Annotated in this window: 13 protein-coding genes; 6 read left to right on the forward strand and 7 right to left on the reverse strand. The window is 65.6% G+C overall.

Annotation, left to right across the window (positions count from 1 at the left end):
• A partial coding sequence (locus tag QM588_RS22870) for an AMP-binding enzyme (protein ID WP_442972966.1) occupies positions 1 to 386 on the forward strand: 386 nt, incomplete at its 5' end.
• 31 nt (positions 387 to 417) lie between these two features.
• Here QM588_RS22870 and QM588_RS22875 read toward each other — a convergent pair.
• Together QM588_RS22875 and QM588_RS22880 are read right to left on the reverse strand one after the other, a co-directional pair.
• The gene (locus QM588_RS22875) at positions 418 to 2,337 is read right to left on the reverse strand and encodes a glycosyltransferase family 39 protein (protein WP_283316815.1); all 1,920 of its coding nucleotides are present in this window, start codon (positions 2,335 to 2,337) and stop codon (positions 418 to 420) included.
• Between the two features lie 166 nt (positions 2,338 to 2,503).
• Positions 2,504 to 3,874: an MFS transporter gene (locus QM588_RS22880; protein WP_027494486.1), complete on the reverse strand. Its 1,371-nt coding sequence runs from the start codon at positions 3,872 to 3,874 to the stop codon at positions 2,504 to 2,506.
• 267 nt (positions 3,875 to 4,141) lie between these two features.
• Here QM588_RS22880 and QM588_RS22885 point away from each other — a divergent pair, with 267 nt between their 5' ends.
• Together QM588_RS22885 and QM588_RS22890 are read left to right on the forward strand one after the other, a co-directional pair.
• Positions 4,142 to 4,636, forward strand: coding sequence for a phage holin family protein (locus tag QM588_RS22885; RefSeq protein ID WP_283316816.1), 495 nt, complete (start codon positions 4,142 to 4,144; stop codon positions 4,634 to 4,636).
• Positions 4,637 to 4,660: 24 nt separating this feature from the next.
• Entirely contained in the window at positions 4,661 to 5,593 is a 933-nt protein-coding gene (locus tag QM588_RS22890) for an alpha/beta fold hydrolase (protein WP_283316818.1), read from the forward strand.
• A 10-nt stretch (positions 5,594 to 5,603) separates the two neighbouring features.
• On the opposite strand, the gene marP is transcribed toward QM588_RS22890, so the two are convergent.
• Genes marP through nth form a run of 4 tightly spaced genes read right to left on the reverse strand, consistent with a single transcriptional unit; the run spans position 5,604 to position 8,927 of the window.
• The gene (gene marP, locus QM588_RS22895) at positions 5,604 to 6,794 is read right to left on the reverse strand and encodes an acid resistance serine protease MarP (protein ID WP_283316821.1); all 1,191 of its coding nucleotides are present in this window, start codon (positions 6,792 to 6,794) and stop codon (positions 5,604 to 5,606) included.
• A complete protein-coding gene (locus QM588_RS22900) occupies positions 6,791 to 7,477 on the reverse strand; it encodes an NUDIX hydrolase (RefSeq protein WP_283316921.1) in 687 nt (228 codons plus the stop codon). Before QM588_RS22900 ends, marP begins: the two co-directional genes overlap by 4 nt.
• Positions 7,478 to 7,500: 23 nt before the next feature.
• Entirely contained in the window at positions 7,501 to 8,109 is a 609-nt protein-coding gene (locus tag QM588_RS22905; RefSeq protein WP_283316923.1) for a TlpA family protein disulfide reductase, read from the reverse strand.
• 50 nt (positions 8,110 to 8,159) lie between these two features.
• The gene (nth, locus tag QM588_RS22910) at positions 8,160 to 8,927 is read right to left on the reverse strand and encodes an endonuclease III (RefSeq protein WP_442972967.1); all 768 of its coding nucleotides are present in this window, start codon (positions 8,925 to 8,927) and stop codon (positions 8,160 to 8,162) included.
• A gap of 92 nt (positions 8,928 to 9,019) precedes the next feature.
• Here nth and QM588_RS22915 point away from each other — a divergent pair, with 92 nt between their 5' ends.
• Entirely contained in the window at positions 9,020 to 9,289 is a 270-nt protein-coding gene (locus QM588_RS22915; RefSeq protein WP_283316823.1) for a hypothetical protein, read from the forward strand.
• A 257-nt stretch (positions 9,290 to 9,546) separates the two neighbouring features.
• Positions 9,547 to 10,221, forward strand: coding sequence for a Crp/Fnr family transcriptional regulator (locus tag QM588_RS22920; RefSeq protein WP_027494494.1), 675 nt, complete (start codon positions 9,547 to 9,549; stop codon positions 10,219 to 10,221).
• Here QM588_RS22920 and QM588_RS22925 read toward each other — a convergent pair whose 3' ends face one another.
• Entirely contained in the window at positions 10,222 to 11,013 is a 792-nt protein-coding gene (locus tag QM588_RS22925) for an MBL fold metallo-hydrolase (protein ID WP_283316824.1), read from the reverse strand. It abuts the gene before it with no gap.
• A 71-nt stretch (positions 11,014 to 11,084) separates the two neighbouring features.
• Between QM588_RS22925 and QM588_RS22930 the strand changes: the two genes are divergently transcribed.
• A complete protein-coding gene (locus QM588_RS22930; protein WP_283316825.1) occupies positions 11,085 to 11,945 on the forward strand; it encodes a Gfo/Idh/MocA family protein in 861 nt (286 codons plus the stop codon).
• Positions 11,946 to 11,949 lie beyond the last annotated feature (4 nt).

Raw genomic sequence — 11,949 nt, forward strand, 5'->3', positions numbered from 1 at the left:
ACGATGTCATGAACGTCTCCGGCCACCGCATCTCCACCTCCGAAGTCGAATCGGCGCTCGTCACCCACCACAGCGTCGCCGAAGCCGCCGTCGTCGGAGCCGCTGACGAGACCACCGGTCAGGGCATCGTCGCGTTCGTCATCCTGCGCGCCGGCGAGGAGAACACCGGCGACGCGTTGATCGCCGAACTCAAAGCCCAGGTCTCCAAGGAAATCTCACCGATCGCCCGACCGCGTGAGATCTCCATCGTCCCCGAGTTGCCGAAGACCCGCTCCGGCAAGATCATGCGCCGCCTGCTCCGTGACGTGGCCGAAGGCCGCGAACTCGGCGACGTCTCCACCCTCGTCGACCCGAAGGTGTTCGAGGCGATCAAGAAGGGTCGCTAGCGCTCCCATGTGAGTGGAACTACGTAGTGGGCTACGAAGCTCGGAGTGGAGCCTGCGGAACGACCGCAGGCTCCGCACTCACATGCGGCGCAGCCGCTCCAGCACTCAGATCGAACACCGTGTAATCGCCGACGGTCCTCGGTGAGAAAGTCGCAGCCACCCAGTCACCGATCACCGACGGCCTGGACTTGCCCGTTCCCGCGATGAAGTAATGGATCTTTCCCGCGGCCACGTCGGCCTGGAATTGAGCGAGTGTGGGCGACGGGTCGGTTCCGGAGAATCCGCCCACCGGCATCACCGGGTCGTCGGTCGCGAGCTGTAGAACCGCGGCGGCATTGGATCCGATCGTCGCCGCGGCCCAGGTGTACTTCTGCGGATCGGCCTCGAGGAGTCCGGTCAGCTCCTCGTCGGGAGCCGGTGGGGAGCCGAATTGCGTCGACCGCTCGGCATCTTCACCCCCTCGACCACTTCGATACGCAGCCTGGTCGAACGCAACGGCAGGCCCGGCCGACGGGCCACCTCCCGTGTGCGGAGTGACCACGGTATCGGCGACGTAGGCGACGGGGCCGGCAAGAGCGACCGCAATTGCCATCGCCCCCAGTGCAATCGAGATCGATCGGGACCGGCGGAACACCAGGGCCACTGCGACGAAAACCCCGACTCCCAGCACCACCCACCGCAGCCACGGCAGAAATTCGGGGGTGCGGGCGAGAAAGACGAACGAGGTAGCCGTCGTGATCGCCGATGCCAGCACGAGAACCGCGCGCCACGTGGCCTTTTCACGCCGCATCCACAGCTCACGGAGAGCCGCTCCGACGATGGCGGCAATCGCCGGAGCGACGACGATCGTGTAATACGGGTGGAAGGTGCCCGACATGAAGCTGAACACCAGCGAGCACCCGACGAGCCACAGTCCCCACATCACGAACCAGGCGCGTTGAAAGTCCCCCCGAGGAGCTCTGCCGCGCACCACGATTCCCGCGACCAGGAGCACCAGCGCGGCCGGAATCAGCCACGAGATCTGACCGCCCTGGGCAGCCGCGAACATCCGGGTGATGCCCGTCTGCGGTCCGTGCCCACCCGGCCCGAAACCGCTGGCCTGCACTGCATCACCGGCAGACGATCCGGCGGTGCCCGCGTGTTCGTTACCGGTCAACCTGCCCAGTCCGTTGTAACCGAAGGTCAGATCCAGAATGCTGTCGGTTTTCGATCCACCGACCCAGGGGCGGTCCTCCGCCGGCACCAGTTGCACGATCGCAACCCACCATCCAGCGGAGACGAGCACGGCGGCACCGGCGGCCAGCAACTGCAGAAGTCGGGTTCCGAGCTTTCGCGGACCGAACGCTGCGTAGGCCACGGCAAGAGCGGGAACGACGAGGAAGGCCTGCAGCTGTTTGGTCAGAAATCCGAGACCCACGACAGCGCCCGTCAGCACCAGCCAGCGAGTGCGTCCGTCTTCGAGAGCACGCAGCATCGCCCACGCTGCCCCCAACAGGGTGAGGGTGAGCAAGGCGTCGGGATTGTCGTAGCGGAACATCAGCGCGAAGGTCGGCGTGGTGGCCAAGATCGCGCCCGCAATCAGCGCGGCCCCGTATCCGAATCGACGGGCGACGGTCGCGTACATGATTCCCACGCTCAGCACGGCCATCAGCACCTGCGGCAACAACAGCGACCACGAGTTGAGGCCGAAGATTCGTACCGAGAGCTCCATGATCCACAGCGATGCCGGCGGCTTGTCCACCGTGATGGAGTTCGCGGCATCGGACGAACCGAACAGAAACGCCTTCCAACTGATCGAACCGGCCTGCACGGCCGCCGCGTAGAAGGAATTACCCCAATGTTCGCGGTTCAGATCGAGGGCATAGGCCCCTGCTGTTCCGACGAGAAGGGCGGTCAGACCGGGCAACGCCCAGCGCGGTCGACTCACGTCGCGCTCTGAAACGGCGGTCACAGGAAGGATGGTCACAAACGATCACTGTTGCCCTCGACCCTGAGGGTCCGCTGCCGACTTCCTGGCAATCGCCTGTCTGTGTCCAGCGATCACCGAAACGAGCTACGCAGGTGAGTGGAAACTCGACCCCTGCTACGAGTTTCCACTCACGTGCGGCGCAGCCGCTCTACACGCTGTCGAGCGACTGGTCTCGCGTTTCCTTCATGATGATCAGCGAGATCAGGGTCAGCGCAGCGGCGATGGCGAGATAGACGCCCACCCAGCCGACGCCGTAGGAACTCACCAGCCAGGTTGCGATGAACGGAGCCACTGCAGCTCCGAGGATCGACGCGGTGTTGTACGAAATTCCCGAGCCCGTGTAGCGCACGTTGGTCGGAAAGAGTTCGGGCAGAACGGCACTCATGGGTCCGAATGTCAGGCCCATCAGTCCGAGGCCGACGCACATGAACACCAGCATCTTGCCTGCCGACGCGGACGACGGGTCGGCGAACCAGTGGAACGAGAGTCCGAACAGCACGATCGCCGCGGTGATGACGATGAGCGTCGGGCGTCGGCCGTACTTGTCGGCGAGCAGCCCGGCGACCGGGATCAGGGCGGCGAAGAACAGCACCGCGATGAGCTGGAGCTCGAGGAAGTCCGTGTACGGAATCGCGAGCTTCGGCCCGTTGACGTCGGCCACCTTGCCTGTTCCGTAACTGACCACCCACGTCGTCATGATGTAGAAGAGCGTGTAGGTGGCGAGCATGACGAACGTGCCGATGATCAGCTGACGCCAGCTCGTCTTGAACACCTGAGCCAACGGGGTCTTCACCTTCTGCCCGCGCTCGACGGCCAGCTTGAACACCGGCGTCTCCTCGAGCTTGAGGCGGACGTACAGGCCGATGATCACCATGATCGCGCTGAGCAGGAACGGAATGCGCCAGCCCCACGTGAGGAACGCATGGTCGGTGCCGGAGTTGGCGGAGTCGTAGCCGGTCGCGATGACGATGAGCAGGAAGATGCCGTTGGCGAAGAAGAAGCCGATCGGCGCACCCAACTGCGGGTACATCGCCGCCCAGGCGCGCTTGCCCGGCTTGGCGGTCTCGGTGGCCAGCAACGCCGCACCGCTCCATTCGCCGCCGAGGCCGACGCCCTGGGTGAAGCGCATCAGCGCCAGCAGAGCCGGCGCCCACAGACCCGCCGCGGCGTAGGTCGGCAGAAGCCCGATCGCGAATGTCGCGACACCCATCGTCAGCAGGGACCCGACGAGGGTGGCCTTGCGTCCGATGCGATCACCGAAGTGGCCGAACAGAATCGAGCCGATGGGTCGCGCGACGAACGCCAAACCGAACGTCGCGAACGACGCCAGCAGCGCGGTCGTGTCGTTGCCCGCGGGGAAGAACAGGCGGGGGAAGACGAGCACTGCGGCCGTGGCATAGATGTAGAAGTCGAAGAACTCGATGGACGTACCGACCATCGAGGCGATGACGATGCGGGACCGAGGCACCTGAGGTGCGGGAATTGCGCCGTCGTCCGTGACGGCGTGTGGTGAACTCACGAGTGCTCCTGAAGGGGAAAGTTCCCTGAAAATTACCTGATGAACACCTGAGAATTTCACGCCCCCGGGCCGTTCGTTGCCGATTCGTGCAACATTCCCGTGTTTGTGCCGACGGGCGGAGAGGTAACCGACGAAGGGCCGAGCGTCGCTCGGCCGCCGCGGGACAGATAATCTGCTACTTAGGCACTACTGTCGATACGATCTTCCGCAACACCGAGCAGAGCGATCACCGCAACACCGAGCACAGCGATTACAAGGGGTCGAGAGTTGAGCGTCAGCAATGACAAGGGATACGGCAACGGCGTCCCGAACACGATTTCGTCGATACCTCTCACCGATGTCGATGCCCGCACACCCGGTAGCGCGAGCATCGGAAACCTCGTCAAGGACGCCACGACTCAGGTCTCGACGCTGGTGCGTGCCGAGGTGGCCCTCGCCAAAGCCGAGGTCACCGGCGAGGTCAAGAAGGGACTGCAGGGCAGCGTCTTCTTCATCGTCGCGCTGACGGTGCTGCTGTTCAGCTCGTTCTTCTTCTTCTTCTTCGCCGCCGAGCTTCTCGACGTGTGGCTATACCGTTGGGCCGCGTTTCTGATCGTCTTCGTGTTCATGGTGCTGGTTGCAGGACTGTTCGGGTTCCTCGGATACCGCAGGGTCAAGAAACTGCGTAAGCCCGAGAAGACCATCGACTCGCTGAAGCAGGCGTCGTCCGTGCTGCCGAACCAGCACGAGAGCGTTCCCGGAATCCCCGGCTACAAGAAGTAGACGACGCCCGGCGAGTCGAGCAGTATGAATCATCCCGATCCGTCCACGGTCCGCTACCCGGGACAGTGGATCCATCGCGACATCCATGCCAACGGAATCCGGTTCCACACCGTGGAGGTCGGCGAGCATGCTCCCGACGCCCCGCTGGTGGTATTGCTGCACGGCTTCGCCGACTTCTGGTACTCCTGGCATCACCAGCTCGATTCGCTCGCGCGTTCCGGAGTGCGTGCGGTCGCTGTCGACCTCCGCGGCTACGGCGACTCCGACAAGCCTCCACGTGGCTACGACGGATGGACCCTGGCCGGCGACATCGTCGGTCTCGTTCGCGCGCTGGGTTACCCGCACGCGACGTTCGTCGGCCATGCCGACGGCGGCCTGGTGTGCTGGGCGAGCTCGGCTCTGCATCCGCGAATGGTCCGCTCGATGGTCCTGATCAACGCACCGCACCCGATCTCGCTGCGCCGCGCCGTCCTGAAGGATTCCGAACAGCGCGGTGCCCTGCTGCCGCACTTCGTTCGGTATCAGGTTCCGCTGCGCCCCGAAAAGCTGCTCACGCGTCGAGGGGGCGCGGCAGTCGAGGAGTTGATGCGCAGCCGCGCCGGGTCGCAGTGGCAGCGCACCGACGATTTCGCCGATACCGCAGGCAAGATGCGCTCCGCCATCCGAATTCCCGGGGCCGCGCACAGCGCACTCGAATATCAGCGCTGGGCGTTCCGTAGCCAGTTCCGCGCCGAGGGCCGACGCTTCATGGACGCCGTGGATGTGAAGACCTCGATCCCCGTCGCGCAGATCAGCGGTGACCTCGATCCGTACGTCCTACCCACCACCCTCGATCGCGATCGGCACTGGGCACCGGGGCTGACCCGTCGAACGGTGCGGGACGTGGGGCACTACGTGCACCAGGAAGCCCCCGACGTCGTGTCCGAGGAAATCCTGCGCGTCGCGCTCGAAAGCTGACGTCCCGCCGTCAGACGATGCAGTCGCCGGTACCCACACTGACCGGCGCATCGAAGCTGCGAGCGAGCTCGTCCGCGATCTCGGTTGCGGTCAAGACGAATCCGGTGTCGGGGTCGTCGACGGCGGCACCGAACACCACACCGAGCACCTCACCGTTCGAATTGACCAGTGGCCCACCGGAATTGCCCTGCCGCACCGATCCGCGCACCGTGTAGACCTCGCGTTGAACAGTTCCGGTGCGGTAGATGTCCGGTCCGCTGAGATTGATGATCTCGCGAATGCGCGCTGGGCTCGCCGTGTACGGACCGCCGCCCGGGTAGCCGAGCACGATGGCGTCGGATCCGGATTCGGCGGGTGCCGGCGCGAACGGCAGCACCGGAGCCTGCAACTGCGAAACACGAAGCACTGCAACATCTTCTTCGGGATCGAACAGGACGACGTCGGCATCGAGAGGGCCGTCCGGAGAATCGACGGTCACCTGGGAGGTACCGGCCACCACGTGGGCGTTGGTCATCACCAGATCCGGCCCGACGACGAATCCCGAACCCTCGAGCGCCTTCTGGCAACTCGGGGCGATTCCGTTGATCTTGATCACGCTTGCCCGCAGCGCCACCGGGACGGGGCCTGCGGCGATCCCGGAGTCGGGAGCGGCGACCTCGGCGACCGGAGTGCGTCCGAACGGACCGATGACGTCCGGCAGCCCGGACGTGTCGAGCAGCGCCGAGAATTCCTTGGGCACCTGACGCAACCAGTCGGGTGCCACCTCGTCCACCTTGCCCAGGACCGTCGAGCCACGCACGGCACTGGCCACCTCGGGTTGCGATGAGGACGTCAGCGGAATCGCCAGCAGCCACGCGGCCGCGAGCACGGCCGCGGCCTGCAACCCGGCCCCGATTGTGCTGTCCACGGATCTGGCTCCGCGCGAATGTATTCCGCTGCGCAACGCCCGCCCCAGAACCATGCCTGCTACTTCACCGACGATCACCAACACCACGATCAACGCGATGCCGACGAACACCCGCATGCGCGAACCGTCGACGTGTTCGAGCACGTGCGGTGCCACCAGAATGCCGGCGACAGCCCCGAGCACAACGCCGAGAAACGCCAGCGCCGACGCCACCGCACCCTGTCGCCATCCCGACGTAGCCGCCAGCAGCGCGACGGCGACCACCGCGATATCGACCCACCCTGAACCCGTCACCGATCGAGCCTCGCTCCTACCGCAGTCAAGCTGGCCTCCAGATCGCGTATGTCCCCCGTGTCCCACTCGGACTCCCAGCCCGACACAGCGAGCAGGCCCGCCAGAATACCGCCCGTGAATCCCCACACCAGCATTCCCTGTGCCGAGAAGGCCGGGCCCTGGTAGCCGGCGGGGTGCCGCACCTGGAATCGGTTGGCCGGATCGAGCAACTCTCGCAACGGAACTCGTACCACCCGTTCGGTCTCACCCACGTCGACCACCCGAACCGGACTCGGCTCCTGCCAGTACGAGAGCACGGGGACCACGTCGAATCGGGACGGCGGCACGTAGATGCCGGGCATCGTCGCCAGCGGCACGACGCCGGCCGGGTCGAGACCGGTCTCTTCCTGAGCCTCGCGCAGCGCAGTTCCGATGGGCCCGTCGTCACCCGGGTCGGTGGCACCGCCGGGGAAGGCGATCTGCCCACTGTGGTCGCGCAAGGTCGACGCGCGCTGGGTCAGCAGTACGTCGGCCTCGGCGGGTAGTCCACCGGGCGCGGTCGGGTCGGCGGCCGCGGGGCCGCCGAACAGCACCAACACGGCCGCCGAACGGGTTCGATCGGCGGGCTGCGCCTGTCGTTGCAGCACCGGGTTGATTCCGGTGGTGTCGGTCAGTCCGTTCGCGCCGCCGGCGACGTCGAGCATGCGCCCGAGCCACTCGGGTGCGCTCACGACGAGACCCCGAGGTTCTCACGGACTGCGTCGGCGATGTCGTCGACGCTACGAAAGGGTTGAGGTAGCACCTTGGCGACAGTGCCATCCGCAGATATCAAAACGGATACGGGCAGCACGTTCGGCGCTCCCAAGGCCGCTGCGACGCGTCCTGCACCGTCCTGAACGCCGGGCAGCGTGACGCCGTACTCGGCCAGACGGGTCAGCCCATTGGACTCGTTGGCGTCGTTGTGGACGGTCAACACGGTGATGGCATCACCCGCCCGCTGCGCGTATTGCTGCAAGTACGGCAGCTCCTCCGCGCACGGGCCACACCAGTAGGCCCAGATGTTCAGCAGTGCGGGTCGCCCGGCCAGAGCCTGGCCGAGGTCGACGGACGAGCCGTCGCCGATGCATTCGAGGGTCATGCCCGTCAACGGACCCGTCGATGTGCCAGACGGCGTCGGACATGCGGCGAGGCCCGCGTTCTCCCGCAGAGGTGCAAGTGCTTCAGGGGTGTCGGCTGCACGACGCTCGGCCGTCGACGGGCCTTGCTGTCCCAGACCGGGCCCGGCGGCGGGCTGCGTTGCCGGAGCTTCATTGCGTGGCCAGAGGGCATAGACCATGCCGACGACGAGGATGAGCGCGACCAGAGACCAGCGAAGAGCGGCCTTGTTCACGACACGATTCCGGCGAGAGCGAGCAGATGATCGGTCTCGGGACCCCTCACCAGGGCTGCAGCGGTCGCCGGATCGGTCGGGCCGAGGCCGAACGACGGGCAGTCCTTGGCCAGGACGCACACCCCGCACGCCGGCGTGCGGGAGTGGCAGACGCGTCGACCATGGAAGATGACGCGATGGGAAAGCAGAGTCCACTCTTTCCGCTCGATCAGCTCGCCGACCGCGTGCTCCACCTTGACCGGGTCCTCCTCCGCCGTCCACTGCCAGCGCCGCACCAGCCGGCCGAAGTGGGTGTCGACCGTGATGCCGGGGACGTCGAACGCATTGCCGAGCACGACGTTGGCCGTCTTGCGGCCGATTCCGGGCAACGTCACCAGATCCTTCAACGAAGCGGGGACTTCGCCGTCGAAGTTCTCCAGCAACTTCTGGCCGAGACCGATCAACGAGTTGGCCTTGTTCCGATAGAACCCCGTGGTGCGAATGAACTCCTCGAGTTCGGTCCGGTCGGCCTCGGCGTAGTCGCGGGCTGTGCGGTATCTCACGAACAGGGCCGGAGTGACCATGTTGACGCGCTTGTCGGTGCACTGCGCAGACAGGATGGTCGCGACGGCGAGTTCGAGGGGCGTGGTGAAGTCGAGTTCGCAGTAGACGTGCGGAAACGCGACCCCGAGCGTTCGGTTCATCCGCCGGGCCCGACGCACGAGGCCGAGTCGCGTCTCCTCGCGTTTGCGCACGTCGGGGCGTTTCGGGGCTGTCGATTCCACGCCACAACTGTACGGACAAGAATGCGTAACGAACTACGCGAGCGCGCCGAGCTGTGTTTGTATCGAGACCTTTTCGGTGTTAACTGGCCGGTATGCAAGGACTCGCCGTGGTGCTCTTTCCGGTACTACTCATGCTCTTCGCACTCGCGATGGAGCGCGTCGAGTTCCGGCTCAGCAAGCTCGGCGTCCGGGAGCACGAAGTAGAGGAATTCCTCGATCAGGCGAGCAAGTCCGAGGTCGCCACACTGGCGAACGAGGGCTTCCCCCACGCCCTCGCTCGGTTCAACAACCGCAAGCGTCACCAGACCCCTCCGCGCACGATCGACACGCGCGACGGCATGATCGACCAACGGGCCAGTTGAGCACCCATTTGTCCGCATTCGGATGAATTTATGGTGAACGCGAACAGACGCCCGGTTCCTCTGGCAACCTGTGGTGGCGTCGATCACTCGGTTTCGGCCGAGTCGAAGTAGACTCCCCTGAGGTAATTGTTGTGTTTGAACATTGCATCGGCATCGACGCCTGAATCGCACACGCGATTCGGTGGGTGAGACGAGTGTGTACAAACGCCTTCGGGGGTGCGGGTCACCGCATCGCCGACATCCCAAAAGGAGCGCAAGTGGACGACGTCCTGGCACGGGCCGGCATCTTCCAAGGAGTCGAACCCTCTGCGGTTGCGGCACTGACGAAGCAGCTGCAGCCTGTCGATTTCCCCCGGGGACACGTGGTGTTCAACGAGGGTGAGCCCGGAGACCGGCTCTACATCATCGTTTCCGGCAAGATCAAGCTCGGGCGACGCTCTCCCGACGGCCGCGAGAACCTGCTGACGATCATGGGACCGTCGGACATGTTCGGTGAGCTCTCCATCTTCGACCCCGGCCCCCGAACCTCCTCGGCCACCACGGTCACCGAGGTGCGCGCGGTCAGCATGGATCGCGCTGCCCTCAAGGACTGGATCGATCAGCGCCCCGAGATCGCCGAGCAGCTGCTGCGCGTCCTGGCTCGCCGCTTGCGTCGCACCAACAACAACCTGGCCGACCTCATCTTCACCGACGTCCCCGGACGCGTGGCCAAGGCGCTGCTGCAGCTCGCGCAGCGCTTCGGCACGCAGGAAGCGGGATCGCTTCGCGTGACCCACGACCTGACGCAGGAAGAGATCGCTCAGCTCGTCGGTGCCTCTCGCGAGACCGTCAACAAGGCACTGGCCGATTTCGCACACCGCGGATGGCTGCGCCTCGAGGGCAAGTCCGTGCTGATCTCGGACTCCGAGCGCCTGGCTCGCCGAGCTCGCTAGCTAGTTCTCCCTGAGGTAGGCCAGCTGCGTCTTGACCGACATCCGCGCAGCCGGCCACAACTTCTTGTCCACGTCCGAATAGACGTGGCGTACCACCTGCATCGGTTTGGCGTCGTCTCCGATCTCGGCCAACGCCGCCCGCACCTGATCCAGCCGCTGCCGACGGTGAGCGCGATACAGTCGCGCCACCTCGGCGGTGTCCGGCACCTCGGCCCCGTGCCCCGGCAACACCGTCTTGCCCGCACCGGCGGCCTCGAGTCGATCGAGCGAATTCAGATAGTCCGCGAGCGAGCCGTCCTTCGGATCGAGCACCGTGGTGCCGCGGCCGAGGATCGTATCTCCCGTCAGGACCGCATCGTCGAGCACGAAGCTCACCGAATCCGCCGTGTGACCGGGCGTGTGCAGCACCCGGATCCGTAGACCCGCCGCATCGATAACCTCGCCGTCGGCCAACCGCTCGCCGCCGCCGTGCAGGAACTTCTCCCCCACCGCCCGCACCGGTGCCCCCGTCTTGCGGTGAAACCGCTTCAACCCCGCTGTGTGATCGGCATGGCGGTGGGTCACCAGGGTCAGCACCACCGTGCCCGACGCGGCGACGGCGTCGAGATGGGCCTTGTCCTTCGGACCCGGGTCGACGACGATGCACTCCTCGGAACCCGGTGCCCGCAGAATCCACGTGTTCGTTCCGTCGAGCGTCATCTTGCCCGGGTTCTCCGCGAGCAGGACCGACGCCGAGGGCGTCACATATCGGACCAGTCCGTAGGCGGGATGCGTCAACTTCGAGTCGGCCATTGAAACACTGTAGGACGCCCACTGTTCTCGAGGTGGAACAGGACCGGTGACGACGACTAACGTCGACGCGTATGAAGATCGGACTCGTCGGAGCCGGCCCCTGGGCTCGCAAGACTCAGGCCCCCTCGCTACTCGCTCATCCGGGAGTGGACTTCACCGGAGTGTGGGCTCGCAGACCGGACGCCGCGGCCGAATTGGGTGCACCCGTCTACGAGTCTTTCGACGCCCTGCTCGATGCCGTCGACACGGTGGCGTTCGCCGTGCCCCCGGCCGTGCAAGCCGGGTTCGCCCTCCGCGCCGCGCGGGCAGGCAAACATGTGTTGCTGGACAAGCCCATTGCCGCCACCGTGGCAGAGGCCGAGGAACTGGCCGAGGCCGTCACCACCGCCGGAGTTCGTTCGATGGTGACGCTGACACTCCGATTCGCTCCGGAGACAAGGCAATTCCTCGCCTCCACAGCGGGCCGCCCCTGGGCAGCCGGCTCCGGAACCTGGTTCTCCGGCGCCACCCTCGGCGGGGCGTACTCGGAATCGCAGTGGCGACACGACGACGGGGCGATCCTCGACATCGGGCCGCACGTCTTCGATCTCCTCGACGCGGCACTGGGAACCATTGCCCACGTTGCCTATTCGCACCGTGATACGCCGTCCGACAGTTGGACCGTTCTGCTCGAACACGAGGGCGGCGCGCGTAGCACCGTCCAATTGTCGCTGCGGACACCGGTCATGCCGTCGCTGATGCGAATCGAGCTGTCCGGGCCCGCCGGAGTCGACACCTTCACCGACCGATCCACGTCGTCGACCGACTGCTACGCCGTACTGCTGGACGAGTTCCTCGAGTCGGTGGAATCGGGTGTCGACCACGAATGCTCGGTACACCGAGGACTGCACTTGCAAAGGGTGATCGATCGGGCGCGGGAGTGGGCACCCTGATCGT

Origin of the sequence: Rhodococcus sp. IEGM 1354, from assembly GCF_030056855.1 — a bacterium.
In the GTDB taxonomy this organism is placed as follows: Bacteria; Actinomycetota; Actinomycetes; order Mycobacteriales; family Mycobacteriaceae; genus Rhodococcoides.